At 72.6% G+C, this 19,723-nt stretch carries 19 protein-coding genes; 6 read left to right on the top strand and 13 right to left on the bottom strand.

The genetic code is table 11. The annotated features are described in order from the left end of the window. Nucleotides 1–34: 34 nt before the first annotated feature. From ACFYMU_RS21590 to ACFYMU_RS21570, 5 genes are all read right to left on the bottom strand, one after another. Entirely contained in the window at nt 35–2,257 is a 2,223-nt protein-coding gene (locus tag ACFYMU_RS21590) for a TIGR03767 family metallophosphoesterase (protein ID WP_388375394.1), read from the bottom strand. Nucleotides 2,258–2,352: 95 nt separating this feature from the next. Then, nucleotides 2,353–3,942: an FAD-dependent oxidoreductase gene (locus tag ACFYMU_RS21585; protein ID WP_388375392.1), complete on the bottom strand. Its 1,590-nt coding sequence runs from the start codon at nt 3,940–3,942 to the stop codon at nt 2,353–2,355. After that, nucleotides 3,939–4,586, bottom strand: coding sequence for a DUF5987 family protein (locus ACFYMU_RS21580; protein WP_388375389.1), 648 nt, complete (start codon nt 4,584–4,586; stop codon nt 3,939–3,941). The genes ACFYMU_RS21585 and ACFYMU_RS21580 overlap by 4 nt, the downstream gene beginning before the upstream one ends. Before the next feature lie 6 nt (nt 4,587–4,592). After that, nucleotides 4,593–5,084, bottom strand: a complete 492-nt coding sequence (locus ACFYMU_RS21575; RefSeq protein ID WP_388375386.1) for a hypothetical protein — start codon at nt 5,082–5,084, stop codon at nt 4,593–4,595. 566 nt (nt 5,085–5,650) lie between these two features. Further along, nucleotides 5,651–6,328 carry a uracil-DNA glycosylase gene (locus ACFYMU_RS21570; RefSeq protein WP_388375383.1) on the bottom strand — a complete coding sequence of 226 codons (678 nt, stop codon included), beginning with the start codon at nt 6,326–6,328 and terminating at the stop codon, nt 5,651–5,653. 284 nt (nt 6,329–6,612) lie between these two features. Here ACFYMU_RS21570 and ACFYMU_RS21565 point away from each other — a divergent pair, with 284 nt between their 5' ends. Both ACFYMU_RS21565 and ACFYMU_RS21560 read left to right on the top strand, forming a co-directional pair. Then, on the top strand, nt 6,613–7,614 hold the full coding sequence (locus ACFYMU_RS21565) for an N-acetylglucosamine kinase (RefSeq protein WP_388375740.1): 1,002 nt from the start codon (nt 6,613–6,615) through the stop codon (nt 7,612–7,614). A 167-nt stretch (nt 7,615–7,781) separates the two neighbouring features. Further along, nucleotides 7,782–8,705, top strand: coding sequence for a sirohydrochlorin chelatase (locus ACFYMU_RS21560; protein ID WP_388375380.1), 924 nt, complete (start codon nt 7,782–7,784; stop codon nt 8,703–8,705). A gap of 204 nt (nt 8,706–8,909) precedes the next feature. On the opposite strand, the gene ACFYMU_RS21555 is transcribed toward ACFYMU_RS21560, so the two are convergent. Next, on the bottom strand, nt 8,910–9,959 hold the full coding sequence (locus tag ACFYMU_RS21555) for a lactonase family protein (RefSeq protein WP_388375378.1): 1,050 nt from the start codon (nt 9,957–9,959) through the stop codon (nt 8,910–8,912). Nucleotides 9,960–10,087: 128 nt separating this feature from the next. Between ACFYMU_RS21555 and ACFYMU_RS21550 the strand changes: the two genes are divergently transcribed. Then, nucleotides 10,088–10,786: an HAD family hydrolase gene (locus ACFYMU_RS21550; RefSeq protein WP_388375375.1), complete on the top strand. Its 699-nt coding sequence runs from the start codon at nt 10,088–10,090 to the stop codon at nt 10,784–10,786. A 28-nt stretch (nt 10,787–10,814) separates the two neighbouring features. Here ACFYMU_RS21550 and ACFYMU_RS21545 read toward each other — a convergent pair whose 3' ends face one another. Both ACFYMU_RS21545 and ACFYMU_RS21540 read right to left on the bottom strand, forming a co-directional pair. After that, on the bottom strand, nt 10,815–11,747 hold the full coding sequence (locus tag ACFYMU_RS21545; RefSeq protein WP_388375373.1) for an NADP-dependent oxidoreductase: 933 nt from the start codon (nt 11,745–11,747) through the stop codon (nt 10,815–10,817). A 77-nt stretch (nt 11,748–11,824) separates the two neighbouring features. Further along, nucleotides 11,825–12,643, bottom strand: a complete 819-nt coding sequence (locus tag ACFYMU_RS21540) for a LysR substrate-binding domain-containing protein (protein WP_388375370.1) — start codon at nt 12,641–12,643, stop codon at nt 11,825–11,827. A gap of 58 nt (nt 12,644–12,701) precedes the next feature. Here ACFYMU_RS21540 and ACFYMU_RS21535 point away from each other — a divergent pair, with 58 nt between their 5' ends. After that, nucleotides 12,702–13,109: a DUF5997 family protein gene (locus tag ACFYMU_RS21535; RefSeq protein ID WP_388375367.1), complete on the top strand. Its 408-nt coding sequence runs from the start codon at nt 12,702–12,704 to the stop codon at nt 13,107–13,109. Nucleotides 13,110–13,198: 89 nt separating this feature from the next. Here the strand turns inward: ACFYMU_RS21535 and ACFYMU_RS21530 are convergent, their stop codons facing one another. Then, nucleotides 13,199–13,567 carry a DUF6479 family protein gene (locus tag ACFYMU_RS21530; RefSeq protein ID WP_388375365.1) on the bottom strand — a complete coding sequence of 123 codons (369 nt, stop codon included), beginning with the start codon at nt 13,565–13,567 and terminating at the stop codon, nt 13,199–13,201. Nucleotides 13,568–13,889: 322 nt separating this feature from the next. Between ACFYMU_RS21530 and ctaD the strand changes: the two genes are divergently transcribed. Together ctaD and ACFYMU_RS21520 are read left to right on the top strand one after the other, a co-directional pair. After that, nucleotides 13,890–15,563, top strand: coding sequence for a cytochrome c oxidase subunit I (ctaD, locus tag ACFYMU_RS21525; protein WP_388375363.1), 1,674 nt, complete (start codon nt 13,890–13,892; stop codon nt 15,561–15,563). After that, complete coding sequence (locus ACFYMU_RS21520) at nt 15,560–15,949, top strand: cytochrome c oxidase subunit 4 (protein WP_388375362.1); 390 nt, start codon at nt 15,560–15,562, stop codon at nt 15,947–15,949. Before ctaD ends, ACFYMU_RS21520 begins: the two co-directional genes overlap by 4 nt. On the opposite strand, the gene ACFYMU_RS21515 is transcribed toward ACFYMU_RS21520, so the two are convergent. The 4 genes from ACFYMU_RS21515 to ACFYMU_RS21500 form a co-directional block, all read right to left on the bottom strand. Further along, a complete protein-coding gene (locus ACFYMU_RS21515; RefSeq protein ID WP_388375737.1) occupies nt 15,879–17,321 on the bottom strand; it encodes a cytochrome bc complex cytochrome b subunit in 1,443 nt (480 codons plus the stop codon). The two genes, ACFYMU_RS21520 and ACFYMU_RS21515, sit on opposite strands and share 71 nt — an antisense overlap. A 324-nt stretch (nt 17,322–17,645) precedes the next feature. Then, on the bottom strand, nt 17,646–18,668 hold the full coding sequence (locus tag ACFYMU_RS21510) for an iron-containing redox enzyme family protein (protein WP_388375360.1): 1,023 nt from the start codon (nt 18,666–18,668) through the stop codon (nt 17,646–17,648). Next, a complete protein-coding gene (locus ACFYMU_RS21505; RefSeq protein ID WP_388375358.1) occupies nt 18,665–18,904 on the bottom strand; it encodes a CDGSH iron-sulfur domain-containing protein in 240 nt (79 codons plus the stop codon). Before ACFYMU_RS21505 ends, ACFYMU_RS21510 begins: the two co-directional genes overlap by 4 nt. Then, complete coding sequence (locus ACFYMU_RS21500) at nt 18,888–19,565, bottom strand: HemK2/MTQ2 family protein methyltransferase (protein ID WP_388375356.1); 678 nt, start codon at nt 19,563–19,565, stop codon at nt 18,888–18,890. The genes ACFYMU_RS21505 and ACFYMU_RS21500 overlap by 17 nt, the downstream gene beginning before the upstream one ends. Nucleotides 19,566–19,723 lie beyond the last annotated feature (158 nt).

Raw genomic sequence — 19,723 nt, 5'->3', positions numbered from 1 at the left:
CGGCACCACCGTCGTATGAGAGGGCGATCCGGCGTCACAGCGCGGTCAGCGTCTGCCAGGTGGTGGACGCGACGACCCCGTCGGCCGGCAGGCCGTGTGCGGACTGGAAGGACCGCACCGCGCTGTCGGTGGCCGAACCGAAGGAGCTGTCCACGCTCAGCGCGGTCCCGTGGGCGTTGAGCTGGCGCTGCAACGCCGTCACCGCGGGCCCGCTGCCGCCCTGCTGCATCACCACGCCGAGGGCCCGCCAGGTGGCGGGTCCGACGATCCCGTCGGCGGACAGACCGCGGCTGGACTGGAAGGACCGCACCTCGCTGCCGGTGAGCGGGCCGAAGGACCCGTCCGCGCTCAGCGTGGCCCCCCAGGCGTTGAGCAGGTATTGCGCGGTCCTGACCCGCTCACCGCTCGCCCCTTGCTGAACCACCGGCCAGCCGGCGCTCGGAAGCGGCGTGCCGCGTCCGGCGGGCAGGGAGAAGGGGACGGGGAGAAGCAGCTGTGTGTTGCGGGCGTCCGCTGTTCCACGGCGCTTGCCGATGCCGGCCGCCACCGCCTGGAGGTCGTTGGCCGCCAGCTCGCGTCCCAGCGAGGCGAGTGCGGCGGGGGTGCTGGTGTCCCCGTTGCACGACAGCGGTGCGTCGGAGTCGACCATGGTCGTGAAGATCGACAGGATGCCGTCGCCTTCGGCGATCTCGAAGATCCGGCTCTGGATGGGCCAGTCGATGTGCGAGGCCGTGTTCACCTCCCAGAAGCCGTTGCCGATGGCGGACGGCCAGGAAGCCTTGTGGGCCCAGATGTTGTTGGTGTGCGTGTGCCCGTCGACCATGAGTATCACGTTCGGGAAGCGCAGCAGCAGGTTGCGGAGTTCCGTGCCGCCGTACGGGGACCCGCTGTCCGTGTTGTCCATGGAATCGAGCGTGTGGTGGCAGCAGATGACGATGAATTTGTCGGTCACGCCGGGCTGGTCGACGACCGTCCTGGCCCGGCTGCCGTCGGAGTCGTCGAGTTCGTAGCGTGAGCTGTTGGCCCGGAGCTGGTCGTTCAGCCAGTTCCACTGGTCCTTGTCGATGGCGCCGTTGGCGCCGCCGCCGATGTTGGTCGTGTCCAGCACCAGGAACTGGAACATGTCGTCCGGCCCCGAGGGAATCGCGTAGTACGCCCGGTCGCTGCCGGACGTGAACCCGTGCCCGCGGGGGGCACCGGTGGTGTTGAAGTGTTCGGTGATGAAGTCGCTCCGCGTGAGCAGCCGCCGGGACGGGTCCTTCGTCACGTGGGCGGTCTGGAGGGTGAATTCGCCCGTCAGGATGTCCTTCAACAGGTTCAGGTAGTACGTCGCGGTGTTGTCGAAGACGTCCGGGACCCCCTCGACCTCCGTCAGTTTGGTGGAGCCGGTGGCGATGCTCTTGAGCGGGTCGAAGGGGAGGATGTCGATCGGGACGTTGCCCTGGACGAGCCCGTCGTGGTTGCCGTAGGCGGCGTACCAGGGCATGCCCAGGCCGGTCGCCGCGAACGGTCTGCGGGCGTCCTTCAGCAGACCGCTCACGACCGGAAAGCCGTGGAGCGCGTTGTTGTCGGGCGGGGTCTGCCGTGCCTCCGGATGCCAGTAGTGGGTGTCCGTCCCGAACCGGCCGCTCGCCACGCTCTCGTCCGTGGTCAGGTCGCCGGAGTCCGGGTGCACCGTGTTGCCGTCGAGCAGGTCGACGTACCACCGCGACTCGTTGTACTGGCAGTTGTCGACCGCGTCACCGGTGACGACGGTGAAGGCCAGCGGTGTGCTCGTCCGCGGACTCCGGAGGACCTGCCGGACGGCTCGGCACATCGCGTCGGTCGTCTGTGTCGAGAGGAACTCGTGCGCGCGGTACGCCGATTCGGTCGGGTAGGAGTTGTAGTGCGGAGGTCCGTAGTCCGCGAGCCGGTCGAGGCACTCGATGCGCAGCGGGGACTGGTCGTCGACGATGTGCAGGTCGGACATCTGGGCGAAGGCGATCAGCGATCGGGTGACCTGCGGCGTGGCGGTGAGGCTGAAGTCGTTGCGGATGATGTGCGGTTCGCCGGGGCCGGCCGCCACGTCGTGGTACCCCATGCCCAGGTCGGGACCGATCTGCACCGTCTGGTCCAGGGTGGTGAGCCCGAATGCCGCACCGGTGCCGAGCGGCGGCGATACGGCACCGGCGACGGCGCTCAGACTTCCGACGTCGATGGCCGCGGCCACCACAGCCACTCCGGCAGCGGTCAGGAGCCTGCGACGGGAGATTGCCATGTCGATCCCTTCGGTGATGGGCTTCACATGCCGCGAAGCCATGGTTCGCCCGTCCTGCACCCCGTTGTCCGGGGTGGGGTCCTCGCAGCAGTCCGTCAGCGGCCGGGCAGCGGAATGTCGCGGCGGAGCGTGACCCCGGCGTCGGCGGCGCGGGTGGCGATCGTGGCGACGGCACGTTCGGCCAGGGCCGCGATGGTCAGTGAGGGGTTGACGGTCAGGGAGGTGGGGACGGCGGCGCCGTCGGTGACGAACAGTCCGCTGTGGCCGCGTAGCTCATGGCCGTCGGTGAGCGCACTGGTGGCGGGATCGTCGCCGATCCGTGCCGAGCCGAGCGGGTGGGCCGTGACGGTCCCGGACACGTCCTCGCTCCACGGCCGGACCCGGGACAGGCCGTCCTTCTCCAGGATGTCCCGCAGTGCGGTGTCGGCCCGGTCCCATGCCCGGCGGGTACGGGAGGTGGGCTGGTAGGTCATCGTGCCCAGTCCGAGCCCTGGCGCAAGCCGGGTGAAGCTGCCGGTGAGCGGGACGGCCCCGAAGGTGCCCTCGTTGTCGTCCTCGGTCATGGCCAGCAGGGTGAGCCAGGAACGCCACCGGGCCCGCATGTTCCGCTTCTCGATGCCGAACCAGGCCGGTGACCCGGCGCTCTGCGCCAGCATGTTGGTCAGCGGGGGGAAGTAGATCTGCTGGAGGGTGAAGCGGCTGTACTCCGGGGCGGTCGGGTCCAGGTGGTCGTAGGTGGCGGCGGTGATGGGCCGGCCCACGGGCAGCCCCTGGTAGGCGGAACCGTCGGGACGTGACAGCCCCAGCAGGGAGCGCGCCTTGTCCTCGACGATGTCGGCGACGCTGACGCGGTCGCCGTTGCCGGAGAAGTAGCGCCCCACGGCGGCCGGGATGCCCCCCAGGAGGAGCGCGGAGCGCTGGAGGATCACGGGCGTGCCCACGGCGCCGGCGGCGAGGACGACGACCTTGGCGTGGATGACGTCGGCCTGCGCGGTGCAGCTGTAGTCGTCGGGGTCCAGGACGGTGTAGCCGACGGCGTAGCGATAGCCGGACAGCGGCGACGGGGTGATGGTCTGCACCTCGTGCAGCGGGCGGATGTCCGCGCCGTGGGCCTCCGCCGCCGGCAGGTAGTTGAGCAGCAGGGAGCGTTTGGCGTCGAAACGGCAGCCGGAGAGCATCCAGTTGCAGTTGGTACAGGTGGTGGTGTCGACCGCCACCGGCACGGGATTGCAGGTGTGCCCGGCCCGTCGGCAGGCGGCGGCCAGGACCCCGCCCGCATAGGACACGTCCGGCCAGTCGGTCCGAGTGACCGGCAGTGCCTCCTCGACCCGGTCGTACCAGGGGTCGAGGGCGCCCCGGGTCAGGGCGGCCGGCCACAGCCGGCGGCCGAGGCTGCCGTGGCGCTCGAAGACGAAGGACGGTGCGCGCAGTGAGGCGGCGAAGTAGACGACGCTCCCGCCGCCGACGCAGTTGCCTGCGACCACCGCCACTCCGTCGCCGCGGATCACGTCCACGATCTTGTTGTAGGTGCCCAGGCGCATCGAATGCGTGAAGTCGGCGGCGGCCGCGCGCGGGCCCCGCTCCAGAACGGTGACGCGGGCTCCGCCCGCCGCGAGGTAGTAGGCCGGGATCGCGCCGCCGAAGCCGCTGCCGATCACCAGGACGTCCGTGGTCTGCGCCGTCATGCCGGGCTCCCGGAAGCGGTCGTGTTCGGGTGGAGTTCCGCGAGCGGGCGGCCGTAGGAGTACTCGGGGAATCGCCAGAGGCCGTCGGGGTCCGGCTGGGGGAAGCGCAGCCACGTCAGTCCCGGATGGCCCTGGCCGAGGGCCTCGACGGTGTCCTGCTGTCCGGCGGTGTCGAACGCCAGCCCCACCAGCAGGCTCATCACCTGCCAGATCGGCCGGTCCGGGTCGTCGGGGCCGAACAGGCCGCCGACCAGGGCGGTGCGGTCGGAGAACGACAGGCCCACGAAAGGCGGGCGCGTGGGTGACAGCCAGATCAGCCGGAGTGCGGCATAGGCGACGGCGCGGGCGTCGAGCAGCGCCGCGATCGCCGGCAGCAGCGGTGCCACCGGCAGTTGGGGCGACTCGAGGAGGGAGACGACACCGGCCTGCACCGCACCGGGGCCGGTGACCGCACCGGCGACCACCACGTCACCGGAAAAGCGGCGCTGGCCCGGGATCAGGGTGTCGGCGAACGCCTCGAGGGTCTGTGTCGTCCAGCTCTCGGATGCGGCGGCGGCCACGGGTGTGTCCAGACCGCCGACGGACAGTCCTGCGAGCGTGGCGACGAGTGCCTTGAGGATGGATCTCCGGTCGGGTCCGGTCATGGTGACTCACCCGGCCAGTGCGCAGCGCAGGTCGTACGGCAGGGACACGGTCAGTCCGGTCTCGCCGGCGGCCTGACCGTAATCGCTCAGCGCGCGGGCGACGTCGGGGAAGACCGGTTCCAGAGCGGCGACCGCGTCTCCGATGCCCACGGTGTGTCCGTCGATGCGGAAGTTGGTCAGGCGTGCTCCGGCTCGTCTCGCGGCCTTGTCCCACCAGTACTGGCCGTCCCACGTCACCCACGGCGTCGCGCCCTGGGTGGACTGCACGCTCCAGTGGTCCTTCTGGTAGTAGTGGCAGGTCAGCATGGCGATGGCGAACCGGGAGGGTTCGGCCACCAGGAACCGCAGGGCCCCTCCGTCGTCGACGGTGATGTCCCGCTTGCTGTACTCCACGCACAGCGGGTCGGTGAACATCAGCCACAACGGCGGCTGCTCCCCCTCCCCGAACTCGTGCCAGGTGCAGTCGGCGGCGAAACCCGGTTCGGCGAACGGGCTCACGGACGTGGCGGCCCCTGCGGAGCGGACCGCATCCCGGGCCGGGCTCTCTCGGACGACCGGCTTCGACGGGGCCGCAACGGCGGTGCTGCTCGAGAGCAGCGCCGCCGACGCTCCCAGAACCAGCGCGCAGCCGGCTGCGGAGACACGAAGACGCAGGGGAAACACGGGACCTCCCGTAAGCGGTGCAGGACGAACGTCACACAGGACCGACTGCCGCCGCAGCGCGCTGGGCGGGCGACCGGCGTACCGAGGATGGGGCACACCTACCGATCAGTACAAGAGGTGGGTCAGTGACTGAGCCACTGAGCCGGTAAAAAGAACGGCCGTCAGCTGCACCGCATTTCATGGCGGTTGGCTCCCGACCGGACATAGCGACCAGAGCCGGGGGCGGGATCGCCGGGAGCGCACACGGCTCGGCGTCGAGCTCGGCGGCTCGGCCGGGTGGACGCAGCCGACGTGCGCCCACCGGCTCGTGTGCGGCGATGATCCCGACCCGCCGGATGCCCGGCCGAGGAGACGCGGACGCGGCGGAGCCCGCCGCCACGGCGGGCTCCGGCCTGCAGACGCTACGGCAGGCGCCAGTCCACCGGCTGCGCCCCCTGCCGGGTCAGCAGGTCGTTGGCCCGGCTGAACGGACGTGAACCGAAGAAACCGCGGTCCGCCGACATCGGCGACGGATGGGCGGACTCGATCGCCGGAAGATCCCCCAGCAACGGCCGCAGATTACGCGCGTCACGCCCCCACAGGATGGACACCAGCGGCTTGCCACGCGCCGCCAGCGCCCGGATGGCCTGCTCGGTGACCTCTTCCCAGCCCTTGCCCCGGTGCGCGCCCGGCTTGCGCGGGGCCGTGGTCAGCGCCCTGTTGAGCAGCAGCACGCCCTGCCGCGCCCATGGCGTCAGATCGCCGTTGGACGGCCTGGGCAGCCCCAAGTCGGAGTGCATCTCCCGGAAGATGTTCTCCAGGCTGCCGGGCAGCGAGCGCACCTCGGGCGCCACCGCGAAACTCAACCCGATGGCCATGCCCGGGGTGGGGTAGGGATCCTGACCGACGATCAGGACGCGTACGTCGTCGAAGGGCTGCTGGAAGGCCCGCAGGACGTTCGCTCCGGAGGGAAGGTAGGTCCGACCTGCCGCTATCTCGGCCCGGAGGAAGTCCCCCATCGCGGCGATACGTTCGGCCGCGGGTTCCAGAGCCTTCGCCCAGCCCGCTTCGACAAGTTCATACAAGGGTCGTGGTGCCACAACGCGTCACCCTACTGGCACACACCGGTGCCCCGCACGAACGCAGCAGGCCCCGCGCACGGACGCCGCCCCCGGCGCTACTCTTCACTCCTCGTCGAGGCCGTCGGGCCGGTCCGGCGGACCGCGCGGTCGGCCCCTGGGCAGAAGGGAAGCCCGTTGCATCCAGTGATCGAGGAGCGGGGCGTGCCGGCGTCCGGCCGGGCCGACGACCTGCTGATCCGGCAGGGGCCGCAGCCGGTGGAACGGTGACTGCCGTGAGGCGGCCGGTGCTCGTGGGCGAACCGGTGGCGGAGGCGTCGGGGCGGGTGCCGGAGGCCGTCCTCGCCGTGGACTCCGGAGGTTCCGGTCTACGGGTCGTGCTCGCGCCGCGCGGTGGTCCGGCCTCGGCCGCTACGTCCCCGGCCCTGTCCGGGGAGCCGGTCCGCACGGGTGCCCACGGCATCGACGCCGGCCATCTGCTGGCGCAACTCCTGCCGATGGCACGGCGGTTGCTGGGCGACGCCGGTGATCCCCGGCTGTGTGCGGTCGCGATCGGGGCGGCCGGACTCGCCTCACTGGGCGACCGGCTGCGAGCGGAGCTTCCTTCGGCGCTGGCCCGTGAGTTCGGCGTGCGCAGGGTGGCGCTGGCCGCGGACGCCGTCACCGCCTACACGGGCGCGCTGGGCGCGCGTCCCGGAGCGGTGATCGCCGCGGGGACCGGTCTGATCGCGCTCGGCACGGACCTCGGGAGCTGGCGCCGGGCGGACGGCTGGGGCCATCTGCTGGGCGACTGCGGGGGCGGCGCGTGGATCGGCCGGGCGGGGCTGGAGGCGGCGCTGCGCGCCCACGACGGACGACCCGGCGGTTCGGACCGCCTGCTGCGGCGGGCGGAGGCGGTGTTCGGGCCGGTCGCCGGGCTGCCCGGGAAGGTCTACCCGCGCGCCGACCGGCCCGCGGTGCTCGCCTCGTTCGCCCCCGAGGTGGCCGGCTGCGCGGCCGAGGACCCGGTCGCGGCCGGAATCCTGCGCGCGGCCGCCCGGAACATGGCCGAGTCCGCGGCCGCCGTGTGCCCCGCCGCGGGTGAACCCCTGGTCGCCCTCACGGGGGGTCTGTTCAGGACGGGAGAGGTGCTCGTGGCGCCGCTGCGGGAGGAGTTGGCGCGAGTGCTGCCGCACGCCCGTGTCCTCCCCGCGGAGGGCGACCCGCTGCACGGCGCCGTACGCATCGCGCTCGCACTCGCGGACGACGCGCTCGAACTCCCGCGCGACGGACAACTGCTGAACGTGATGTCCGAAAAGGGCGAGTGACCCCCCTTGCCGGGAGAGAGGCGTTGCTCCCCGCACACGACAGAAGAGTCAGACGGTACCGATCACATCTCATCGGCACGTAACTCATCAGACAAAACAGGACGGATACCGCTCACCCGCACCCTCACCGAACAAGGGAGCCCAGAAAGCCAGTAGCATGCGGCGCCATGAGCTCCCCCACTGGGCCCGCATCCGGCCTGCCAGTACGAATGCCGCGACCCCGCCAGCCCGGCCGGCACCGCCGCCCGGAACCCCTGGCGGCTCCCGAAGGCGCGCCCGCGCTCGTCCTCGCGGTGCCGGGCACGCCCAGCACCACCACGCGCAGCCTCGCCGAGGAGGTCGTGAGCATCGCGCGTTCCGAGCTGCCCGGCCTCGACGCCCGGATCGGATACCTGGACGGGGACGGCTCCGAGTTCCCCTCCCTGCAGTCCGTTCTCACCAAGACGGCCGAGGAGCGCACCGAGCGCTACGAACAGGCCGTCGCCGCCGGCGTGGAGGTCAAGGAGCCCGAGGGCCCGGTCGCCGTCGTGGTGCCGCTGCTGGCCGGTCCGGACAGCGCGCTGCTGCGCCGGATCCGCCAGGCCGTCATGGACAGCCGCGTCGCGGCCGATCTGACCGATGCGCTCGGCCCGCACCCGCTGCTCGCCGAGGCCCTTCATGTGCGCCTGTCCGAGGGCGGCCTGGCGCGCGCCGACCGTGCCCGGCTGTTCACCGTGGCGACGGCCGCGGACGGCATCATCCTCGCCTCGGTGGGCGGCGAGGAGGCCGTGCAGGCGGCCGGGATCACGGGCATGCTGCTGGCCGCGCGGCTCGCCGTGCCGGTGATGGCGGCGGCGCTGGACCAGGAGGGCTCGATCACGGCCGTCGCGGAGCAGCTGCGCTCCTCGGGCTCCCAGCAACTGGCGCTCGCGCCCTACCTGATCGGTCCGGAACTGGACGCGGAACTGCTGGAGGCGGCCGCCAAGGAGGCGGGCTGCGACGCGGCCGAGCCCCTCGGCCCCTACCCGGCGATCGGCAAGCTGGCCCTCGCCAAGTACACGACGGCGCTGGGCATCGCCCCGCAGCAGCCTCAGGGAACGCCGGCCCACTGAGCCGCGCGACCGCCGCCGCAGGGCCCGAGGCCGGCTCGGCGGTTCCGGCGGTCGTCGCGCCACGGGGTCGTATCGGTCAGGTCGTGGGCGGTCCGTGCAGGAGCTCGGCCGGGGTTTCCCGGCCGAGCTCCTTGCGTGTGGCCTGCCGCCTGCACGTGCCCGCTCCGACGGCTCTCATCACGGGGACGTCCCGCGGCGTCCGGGTCAGCCGAGGACGACACAGGAAGCCGCCGGCGCCTGCACCGATCCGCCCCGCCGCGGCACCCCCGACCCCGGGTCCACGGCGAACCAGGTCACATCCCCCGAGCGTTCGTTGGCTGCGTACAGAAAACCGTCCGAGAAGGTGATCGCGCGCGGCCAGGCGCCCCCGCACGGCACCGTGGCCACCGGCTTCAGTGCGTCGCCCTCGACCGCGAGCACGGAGAGCACGTCCGCGCCGCGCGTGGCGGTCCACACGACGTGCCCGTCGGGCGAGGCGACGATCCCCGAGGGATAGGCGTCGCCCGCGGGCGGGTCCGGCAGCACGGGCTTCTCGGCGACCGGCGTCAGGACGCCGCTGTCGGCGTCCCAGCGGCAGACGGTGACGGTCGGCGTCAGCTCGTTGAGGACGTAGGCGCGGTCCCCGTCCGGGTGGAAGGCCAGGTGGCGCGGCCCGCCGCCGGGGCGCAGCGCGATCTCGCGGTGCGGCCGCAGCGCACCGCCCTCCAGCACGCACACACGGACCGAGTCCGTGCCGAGGTCGACGCTGACGATCCACCGCCCGCTCGGGTCGGGCTGCACCTGATGGGCGTGCGGTCGCTGCTGGCGCTGCGGGACCGGCCCCGACCCCCGGTGCCGCAGGACGGCGGAAGGACCGTCCGCCACCGCGCCGTCGCTCCGCAGCGGGACGACGGTGACACTGCCCGAGCCGTAGTTGGCGGTCAGGACGTGGCCTGCGTGCACGCTCAGGTGCGTGGGCCCGCTGCCGCCGACGGGCACGGGCGCGCCCACGAGTTCGGGTGTGGCGCCGCCGAGGCGGTACGCGGCGAGCGCGCCGTCGGCCGTCTCGCTGACCGCGTACAGCATGTCCCCGGACACCGCGAGGTACGACGGGTCGGGTACGCCGTCCACGGCGCCGAGCACGGTGAGCGCACCGGTGTCCGGGTCCACGGCCGCCGTGAGGACGCCGCGCCCTCCGGCCGCCGTGAACGAGCCGATGTACGCCCGCCGCCGTCCGCCGCCGCTCGCCACTGCCGTCCCCTCTCGCCGACGCATGCCGGGACGACGGTAGCGCAGGTCTAGACCAAAAGGGGTCAGGTTGGGGCCGCCGACGCGGCGGACGCGGGCCGGGGCCGTGAGCCGTCCGGGGCCGGGCCCTCCGCCTCCTTGGCATCCTTGACCTCATGAGCACCCTCGGTACCACCGCGGTCATCTTCGATCTCGACGGAACCCTCGTGGACAGCGAGCCCAACTACTTCGAGGTGGGACGACAGATCCTCGCCGAGCACGGCGTCACCGGCTTCACCTGGGCGGAGCACCAGCGCTACGTGGGCATCAGCACGCGGGAGACGCTCGCGCTGTGGAAGGAGCGCTACGGCATCGACACCCCGCTGGAGACGCTGCTCGCCAGGGCCAACCGCCACTACCTGGACCTGGCCCGTGCCTCCACTCCGGTGTACCCGGAGATGCGGAAGCTCGTGGAACTGCTGGCCGGCGAGCAGGTTCCGATGGCGGTGGCCTCGGGCTCCTCACCGGAGGCCGTCGAGGCGATCCTGGCGGGCACGGGACTCGCGTCCTGGTTCACGGCGGCGGTCTCGGCCGACGAGGTCACGCACGGCAAACCGGCCCCGGACGTCTTCCTGGAGGCCGCCCGCCGCCTCGGTGCGCCCAGCGCCGACTGTGTGGTGCTGGAGGACGCGGCGCCGGGGGCCGCCGCCGCGCACGCCGCCGGGATGCGGTGCATCGCGATCCCGTACGTGGCCGCCCAGGCCGACGACCCGGCGTTCGCGGCCGCGGGGCTGCTGCTGCGCGGCGGGCAGGAGGAGTTCACGGCCCGCGCCGCCTACGCCTGGCTGGCGGACTCGGCCGCCGCGTCGTCGTAGTCGGCGGGCCCGCCTGCGGCCGGCGCGGTCACGAGACCTCGATCACGATCTTCCCGCGCCGGTGCCTCTCCTCCAGGGCCGCGTACGCCCGCGCGGCCAGCTCCAGCGGCACCACGCGGTCCACGCGCGGGACCAGCCTGCCGTCGGCGACCAGCCGGGACAGCTCCTCCAGGCCGGCCCGGTCGGGCTCGACGACGAAGAACACGCCGCCCTCCTTCGAGGCGTCCGGTGGGGCGACGACGCTCACCAGGACACCGCCGGGGCGCAGCACCTGCCAGGAACGCTCCTGGGTGTCCCCGCCCACCGTGTCGAGGACCAGGTCGACGTCCCTGACGTGGTCCTCGAAGCGCTGCAGACGGTAGTCGACGACCTGGTCGGCCCCCAGGGCACGGACGAAGTCGGCGCCCTCCGCCGTGGCTGTCGCGATGACGGAGGCGCCCAGCGCCACCCCGATCTGCACCGCGAGGGAACCGACGCCGCCCGAGCCGCCGTGCACCAGCACGCGGGAGCCGGGCCGCAGCCCCCCGTGCCGGACCAGGCCCTGCCACGCCGTGAGCCCGGCGAGCGGCAGGGCCGCCGCGTGGTCGTGGTCGAGGCTCGGCGGCTTGGCGGCGAGCACGGCCGCGGGAACCGTGGTGAACTCCGCGGCCGCCCCGTCCCGGGTGAACGGGATCAGCCCGTACACCTCGTCGCCCACAGCCCAGTCCGTCACCCCCGGGCCCACCTCGGCGACGACCCCGGACATCTCCTTGGAGGGGATGACCGGCACTCGGAGGCTTCCGTCGCCGTCCAAGCGGTCGGTCCAGGTCGCGTCCCAGTCCAGCTCGCCCAGGGTGATCGAAGCGGAGCGGACGGCGACCAGCACCTCTCCCCCGCCCGCCACCGGGCGCGGCGCGACCTCGTACGTCAGCTGTTCCGGGCCGCCGCGCCGGTGCCCTCGTACCGCGTGCATGGTGTTCATCGCACCCTCCGGGTCCGGGACCGATACCTCCAGACTGGGGCTCCGGCCCCCGTCTCGCACGGCCCGCCGGCCCGCGGCTACGACCGGCGGCGAGGCCTGCCGCGCCGACCGCCCTTGGCGGCGCCCGAACCGCTCCGTGTGCTCCCGCCCGCCGTGCTCCTGCCCGCCGTGGTCTTGCCCGTCGTGGTCTTCTTGCCCGTCGTCTTCCCCGCCGCGGGCTTGCGCCCGGTCTCCGTCGCGTCCGGGCGCCCGCGCTGCGACTGCGCGGGGGCGGTACCGGCCGGCGCACGGCCCCGTGTGCTGTTGACCGTCCGCCCGCGGACGATCCCGATGAAGTCCTCGACCAGGTCGGTGGTCGCCTCCTCCGGCCAGGACAGGGCGACGCTCGACTGCGGGGCGTCCACCACCGGCCGGTACGTGAGGTCGCGGCGATGGTGCAGGCGCGCCAGCGACTGGGGGACGACAAGGAGGCCCACGCCCGCCGCCACGAGTTCCACGGCGTCCGCCGTGGTGACGGGGCGCTCGACCGCGGGCCTCCCGGGCGGCTGCTCCCAGCCGAGGACGTCGTCGAGCGGGTGGAACACGACGTCGTCGGCGAGATCCCCGAGGGACACCTCGTCCGCCGCGGTCACGACATGGTCCTTGGGGACCACGACCACCGTCGTCTCCGTGTAGAGGGGGATCGCGCTGAAGACCGTGCGGTCGACCGGCAGCCTCACCAGCCCGGCGTCCGCCGCTCCGTCGCGCAGTGCTCCGGACGCCTCGGCGACCGGCACCTGGAGGAGCGTCAGCGGGACGTGGGGCAGGCGCTCGTTCCAGATGCGCACCCACTTGGCGGGCGTCACCCCGGGGACGTAGGCGAGCCGGAACGACGGGGATGCTGCCGAGCCTGTCACGCCACCAGGCTACCGTGCGTGGTCGGGGGTCCCCGACACGGCCGATAGTCTTGACAGCATGACGTCGCACCCGACCACCCAGACGATGAAGCCCGCGACCGCGGCGAAGAAGCTGGGCGTGTACCTCCCCGCCACCCCCGCCGAGTTCCAGGAGGGCGCCGTCTCGCGCGCCGAACTGAACGAACTCCAGGCCGCTCCGCCGGAGTGGCTGCGGGAACTGCGACGCAACGGCCCGCACCCCCGTCCGGTGGTCGCGGCGAAGCTGGGCGTCTCGATCGCGGGCCTCGCGCGCGGCGGCGTCACGGAGGCGCTGACCACCGAGCAGATCGAGGCGCTGAAGCAGGACCCGCCCCAGTGGCTGGAGAAGGAGCGCGCCACCCAGGCGGGGGTCCGCAAGGAAGCGGCCCGCATCAAGGAGAAGAACGCGGCCGAGCGCGCCGGGCAGGTCCGCGGGCCGCGTTCCTGACCCGCTCGCCCGTGCCGTGACCCGTCCGCCGCAGCCGGCCGGTGTACCCGAGGAGTTCGCGTCCGGACAGGCGCTCGAAGACCGGCGGATCAGGTCGCACCCGGACCGCCGCCGCCGAAGGAGCCGCTGGATCCCGGGCTCCAGCGGGGACGGTCCTGGTTCTCGCTGCGCCTGCTTCCGCTGGCGTCCAACTCGTGCGGGGTGAGGCGTGCGCTCCCGTCCGCCGTGCGCGGCACCTCGTTCGGCTCCCTCATCTCCCGGGACGCCCCGACCGGCCCGGAGGGCGGCACGGTGGGGTGGTCGGCGCGGCGCGGCGGCGCCGGTTCCCGGCGGCGCACCCTGATGCCGAGCCGGACGGCCCACACCAGGGCACCGGCGACGAGAAGGCCGCCGACGAAGGCGCCGATCACGCCCCACGCGGCACCCGAGGCGATCGTTTCCACAGAGATCGGAGTCATGGGCCTCGGATACCCCTGCCGGTCGGAGGAACACGCCATGGGGTCCGGCGCGCCCCCGCCGTGTGCGTCCGCCCCGGCCCACCGCGTGAACCCTGCCCCCGCAGGCGTGGCGCGACGGCGTCCGCGGGGAGCTCGGCGATACCGTCACGGCGAACGGTCATGATCCACACCGGCGCCGGCGCCGAGGACCGGCCCCCCGCTCCTTCTTCGTCCGGACCGGTTTCCCGCAGGGCGACCGGGGCACCCGCGCTGCGCTCGCCTGCCGTCCGGCCCACGCGAGCGACCCGCGGCCGCGCGGGGCGACGGCCCGTGGAGGAGGACGATGACGGAACTGACGAAGGAATCGCCCGCTGCCCGGCGGAAGACCGCTCCGATGTCCTCGCTCGGCCGGGCGCTGCTGAGCTGGAGCACGACGACCGATCACAAGGTGATCGGTCGTCTGTACATGGTCACGGCCTTCTGCTTCTTCCTCCTCGCCGGTCTGCTGGCCCTGGGAATGCGGGCGGAACTGGCCCGTCCCGGGCTGCAGTTCATGTCCCAGGACGTCTACAACCAGCTGTTCACGGTGCACGGCACGGTGATGATGCTGCTCTTCGCGACGCCCATGTTCGCCGGGTTCGCCAACGCGGTGATGCCGCTGCAGATCGGCGCCCCGGATGTGGCGTTCCCGCGCCTGAACGCCCTGTCGTACTGGATGTACCTCTTCGGCGGACTGATGGTCGTGTCGGGATTCGTGGTGCCCGGCGGGGCCGCTTCGTTCGGCTGGTTCGCCTACGCCCCGCTGAACAGCGCGTACCACTCCCCCGGTGCCGGTGGCGACCTGTGGGTGATGGGCCTGGTGGTGACGGGCGTCTCGACGACGCTCGGCGCGGTCAACTTCATCTCCACGATCCTGTGTCTGCGGGCCCCCGGGATGACGATGTTCCGGATGCCGATCTTCACCTGGAACGTCCTGTTCACCTCGATCCTGGTGCTGCCCGCGTTCCCCGTCCTCACGGCGGCGCTGCTCGGCCTGGAGGCGGACCGCAAGTTCGGGGCGCACATCTTCGACGCCGCGAACGGCGGCGCCCTGCTGTGGCAGCACCTGTTCTGGTTCTTCGGCCACCCGGAGGTCTACATCGTCGCGCTGCCCTTCTTCGGGGTCGTGTCGGAGATCATCCCCGTCTTCTCGCGCAAGCCGCAGTTCGGCTACCTGCCGATGATCGGCGCGACGATCGCGATCACCATGCTCTCGGCCGTCGTATGGGCGCACCACATGTTCGCCACCGGGGCCGTGCTGCTGCCGTTCTTCTCCCTGACGTCGTTCCTGATCGCAGTGCCCACCGGGCTGAAGTTCTTCGCGTGGATCGGCACGATGCACCGGGGGTCGCTGTCGTTCGAGACACCGATGCTGTGGGCGCTCGGATTCCTCGTGTCGTTCCTCCTGGGCGGGCTCAGCGGCGTCCTCATCGCCGCCCCGCCGCTCGACTTCCACGTCACCGACTCGTACTTCATCGTGGCGCATCTGCACTACGTGCTCTTCGGCACCGTGGTCTTCGCGATGTTCGCCGGCTTCTACTTCTGGTGGCCGAAGTTCACCGGGAGGATGCTGGACGAGCGGCTGGGCCGCTTGCACTTCTGGCTGCTGTTCCCCGGCTTCCAGCTGACCTTCCTGGTGCAGCACTGGCTCGGCGCCGAGGGCATGCCGCGCCGCTTCGCGAACTACCTCCCGGCCGACGGCTTCACCCTGCTCAACACGCTGTCGTCCGTGGGGGCGTTCCTGCTCGGGGTCTCCACGCTGCCGTTCCTGTACAACGTCTGGCACACCGCCCGGCACGGTGAACGCGTCTCGTCGGACGATCCCTGGGGATTCGGCCGCGCACTCGAGTGGGCGACGTCCTGCCCGCCGCCGCGCCACAACTTCGTGGCCCTGCCGCGCGTGCGGTCCGAGTCGCCGGCCTTCGACCTGCACCACCCCGAGACCGTGCGGCACTCGCTGGAGGAGGGACTGCGGTGAAGATCGAGGCACTGCTCTTCGGCGGCGTCGCCCTCTTCTTCGGGGCGTCCGCCGCGCTGTACGGCGTGTGGTCGGGCGAACCGGCCGGTACGGCGGTACTGATCATCGCCTTCGGCATGGCCGCCCTGGTGTCCTTCTTCTGCGCGGTGCAGTACCGGCGCCGGGGGCGCCGCCCCCAGGACCGTACGGACGCCGAAGTGGCGGACGGATCCGGGCCCCTGGAGTTCTTCCCCGCGCACAGCTCCTGGCCCGTGATCACGGCGCTCGGGTTCGCCGTCGCCGCACTCGGCGTGGTCTACGGGCTGTGGCTGTTCCTCATCGGCGTCGGCGTACTGGGCCGGGGCGTTCTCGGGATGGCGTTCCAGTACGCGACTCGCGGGGAGTGAGCGGCTTCCTGGGTGCTCCGGGCCGGAACCGGCTGACGGGCCGGTGGCCGCTCTCGTAGCCCCCTTCCACGGTCTGGCGCACCTCCCCGGTCTCCTCCCCCTCGCTCAGGCGCCGCTGCTCGGCCTCCAGCAGGGCGTGGCACAGCCGCCGGGTGAGCAGGAAGGCCAGGACCGGAGCCACGGTCAGGGAGACGCGCAGGATCCAGGTCAGCGCGTTCAGGGAGACCCGGAAGGTGTCCGCGATGATGTCGTTGCCGCCGGCCAGCAGCAGGACACCGTAGAAAGTGATGCCGGCGACGCCGAGTCCGGTGCGCACCGGACGGTCCCGCGGCCGGTCGCACTGGTGGCGTTCCTCACGCCATTCGCCGGTCAGCCGCTGCTCGACGAACGGGTAGGCGTACAGCACGAGGAACAGCAGGGCCGGCAGGACGACGGCCGGCAGCAGGACGTTCCACATGAACGTGTGCCCGGCGACGTTCGTCTCCCAGGGCGGTACGAGCCGGAGCGCGCCCTCCAGGAAGCCGACGTACCAGTCGGGCTGTGAGCCGGTCGACGCCTGGTCCGGCCGGTAGGGACCGTACGTCCACACCGGGTTGATCTGGGCGAGCCCCCCGAGGAGTGCCGTCACACCGAAGACGGTGCAGGCCAGGCCCGTCGAGGACGCCGTGAACTGCGGGTGGAGCGGCTTGCCCACCGCGTTCCCGTTCGTCCGGCCCGGTCCGCGCCACTGGGTGTGCTTCAGATGGAACACGAGGATCAGGTGCACGGTGACCAGACCGATCAGCGCCCCGGGCAGCAGGAGGATGTGCAGGCCGTACAGGCGGCTGATGAAGTCCTCGCCGGGGAACTGGGACCCGAACACGAACATGCTCACGTACGTCCCCACGACGGGCAGGGACAGCATGATGCCCTGCGCGATGCGCAGACCCGTTCCGGAGAGCAGGTCGTCGGGGAGCGAGTAGCCGGCGAAACCCTCCGCGAGGGCGATCAGGAACAGGGTGACCCCGATGACCCAGTTGATCTCGCGGGGCCTGCGGAAGGCCCCCGTGAAGAAGATCCGCAGCAGGTGCAGGCCGATCGCGGCGACGAAGACCAGGGCCGCCCAGTGGTGCATCTGCCGGATGAGGAGGCCGCCCCGCACATCGAAGCTGATCTGCAGGGTCGAGTCGAACGCCGCCGACATGCGGATGCCGCGCAGCGGCACGTACCGTCCGTCGTAGACGACCTCGCGCATCTCCGGATGGAAGAAGAAGGTCAGCCACACACCGGTGAGGACGAGGACGATCAGGCTGTAGAGCGCGATCTCACCGAGCAGGAACGACCAGTGCTCGGGGAACGCCTTGCGCAGCAGCCGGCCGCCGCCGTCCAGCACGGGCAGCCGTCCGTCCGCCGCGTCGGCGAGCCGCTCTCCGGGCCGGCGGGCCGCGGCCGCCGGCGGTCCGGGCGGCCGGCTCTCCCCGTCCGTGCCGTCGTCGGGCCGCTCCTCCCGGTCCCGCTCCACGGAACGCCTCCTTCTGCGGTGCTCGCCGACCGCTCGCCGTCATGCATTGCCTTCGGGGCGCCGGGCGAGTACCCCGGCTCCGCGAAACACTCCCGCGCCGTCGCCGGTGCACCTGTCCGGATGAGTACGGCGCCCGGCCGCGGCAGCGTCGTGTTCCCCGTCCGCGTACGGTCGTGCGGCGTCGTGCGGCCGCCGTCAGCGCGACGGCACCGGGGTGGTGCGCAGGGCGGAGCGCCCACCGCGCCAGGCGTCCAGGAGCCGGGCGGCGAGCCGGTCCTCGAGGAAGCCCGTGGCCCGGATGCCGAGGACGACGTCCTCCGCCAGGCCGGGTTCGCTCTCCAGCAGCCCCCCGACCACGTCGTGGCGTACGACCTGCTCGTGCACCGCGTCGGCCACCACGTGCTCGTCGTAGAAGCGCGCGGCGGCCCCGCCCGCGCCGGCTCGGCGCAGCGCCTCGGCCAGTCGGCGCGACCCGGGGGACGAGGTGACCTCGACGGCCGCGAAGTGGCCCGCCAGGGCCCCGCGCAGACTCCGGTGGAGGCCGAACAGGGACATCAGGTTGACCGTGGCGAGCATCTCCGCGGGCGCGGCCTCCAGGTAGTGCCCGTAGGCCGTGGTGAGCCCCAGTTCCTCCATCAGGTCGGCGAAGAGGGCGGCGTGGATCTCGTCGGCCCGTCCGGCCCCGAACTCGTCGAACTCCACGGCCGCCATGGCCGCCTTGGCCCTGCCGTGCAGCCGCGGGATCACCCAGGCGTGCGGGTCGGCCTCCTTGAGGTGGTACAGCGACCGCAGCACGGCGTACTCCCGCAGGTGGCCCAGCCGGCCCTCGTTCCGCAGGAAGTGGCTCACCCCGGTGCCCTCGTCGTCGGCCGGTTCGACCTGCAGTCCGTCCAGCGCCTCCCGCACCCCGGCGTCGGTGGGGACGTCGGCACGCAGGGCGTGCAGGAACCGGTCCTCCAGGACGCGGCGGAAGGCGAGGAGCGCGGGATCCCACTCCCGGTCGTCGTCGACCCCCTCGAACCCCTGGTAGTGCAGTTCGTACAGCACGTACAGCGCCAACTGCAGGTCCTCACCGTAGGGATCGCCGTCCGCCACCGGCGCGGGCGACGTCGGGGCGCCCCCGTCGCGCAGCGCGCCGAGCACGGCGCCCGACAGCGGACCCCTGGCGAGGGGCAGCGGCGGGCTCTCCCTGCGCGGTTCGACTCGGCCGGTCGTCACTCGCGCGTCTCCCCCCGGGCCGGGTTCCGCTCGTCCCCGGCCCTGCGGCGGCGCCGGTGGCTGGTGTCGCACCACGGATACGTACGGCTGCGGCGGCAGGTGCACACCGCCACGACGAACCGTCGGCTCACGACGGCCTCGCCGTCGGGACCGACGATCTCCACCGGCCCCTCCACCAGCAACGGGCCGTCCCGGTCGGCACGGATGCGGCAGATGCGTTCACGCTCGTACGGCACGGACGACCACCAGTTCCTCCACCATGTCGTCGGCGGGCAGACCGCGCTGCCGCAGCCAGGGCAGCCGGGACCTCAGCACCCGGCCGAAAGGGATCAGGACGCGGTCCGCGACCGTGGGGACGAGACCTGCCCCGGACAGCCGGGACAGGGTGTCCTCCACCCCGCACAGCCCGGAGTGCACCACCAGCAGGGAGCCCTGGGGGCGCAGCAGCGCCGTCGCGGCGTCGCAGACGCGGTCCAGCAGCAGACGCCCGTCCCAGCCGGCGTCCCAGGCCCGCGCGGCACCGCGCGGGGACCCGCCGACGGGGGACGGTACGTACGGCGGGTTGCTGACCACCAGGTCGAACGAGGCACCGGCCACGGCCGTGGCGAGGTCACCGCGGCGGACGCTGATGCTCTGCCCGCTGAGCAGGGCGTTCACCCGGGTGGTGAGCACCGCCCGCCAGGAGATGTCGACCGCGGTCACGCGCGCGCCCAGCCGCGCGGCCTCCAGCGCCAGGACCCCGCTGCCGGTGCCCAGGTCGAGGACGTCGGTGCCGGTGGTGATCCCCTCACGGCGTATCGCCCGGGCCAGCAGCCAGGTGTCCTGCTGCGGCTCGTACACGCCCGGCGGGATCCAGGCCGGGCCCCGTGGGAGCGGCCGGCGGATGTCGAGGGTCATCGGCTCCTCCGTACGGCGACGACACGCCCCACGAGTCCCCTGCCGGGCGCGATCGACACGCCGCCGGACGATCGACGCGCGGTTTCCTCCGAGGGTGCGGGCCGGGCGACGGGTCTGCCTCTCGACGGGTCCGCTCCTCGGGGAGCGGGGCGGCACTG

The organism is Streptomyces sp. NPDC007264 (assembly GCF_042869095.1).
Classification (GTDB): domain Bacteria; phylum Actinomycetota; class Actinomycetes; order Streptomycetales; family Streptomycetaceae; genus Streptomyces.
The sequence above is the reverse complement of the archived record's forward strand: the minus strand, read 5'-3'. Positions and strand labels throughout refer to the sequence as shown.

Excerpts from the sequence above, each read along its gene's own strand:
- ACFYMU_RS21590 (WP_388375394.1), bottom strand. The coding sequence starts at position 2,257 with ATGGCAATCTCCCGTCGCAGGCTCCTGACCGCTGCCGGAGTGGCTGTG.
- ACFYMU_RS21535 (WP_388375367.1), top strand. The coding sequence starts at position 12,702 with ATGACGTCGCACCCGACCACCCAGACGATGAAGCCCGCGACCGCGGCG.
- ctaD (WP_388375363.1), top strand. The coding sequence starts at position 13,890 with ATGACGGAACTGACGAAGGAATCGCCCGCTGCCCGGCGGAAGACCGCT.
- ACFYMU_RS21545 (WP_388375373.1), bottom strand. The coding sequence starts at position 11,747 with ATGAACACCATGCACGCGGTACGAGGGCACCGGCGCGGCGGCCCGGAA.
- ACFYMU_RS21555 (WP_388375378.1), bottom strand. The coding sequence starts at position 9,959 with ATGCGTCGGCGAGAGGGGACGGCAGTGGCGAGCGGCGGCGGACGGCGG.
- ACFYMU_RS21530 (WP_388375365.1), bottom strand. The coding sequence starts at position 13,567 with ATGACTCCGATCTCTGTGGAAACGATCGCCTCGGGTGCCGCGTGGGGC.
- ACFYMU_RS21500 (WP_388375356.1), bottom strand. The coding sequence starts at position 19,565 with ATGACCCTCGACATCCGCCGGCCGCTCCCACGGGGCCCGGCCTGGATC.
- ACFYMU_RS21585 (WP_388375392.1), bottom strand. The coding sequence starts at position 3,942 with ATGACGGCGCAGACCACGGACGTCCTGGTGATCGGCAGCGGCTTCGGC.
- ACFYMU_RS21580 (WP_388375389.1), bottom strand. The coding sequence starts at position 4,586 with ATGACCGGACCCGACCGGAGATCCATCCTCAAGGCACTCGTCGCCACG.
- ACFYMU_RS21560 (WP_388375380.1), top strand. The coding sequence starts at position 7,782 with ATGAGCTCCCCCACTGGGCCCGCATCCGGCCTGCCAGTACGAATGCCG.
- ACFYMU_RS21550 (WP_388375375.1), top strand. The coding sequence starts at position 10,088 with ATGAGCACCCTCGGTACCACCGCGGTCATCTTCGATCTCGACGGAACC.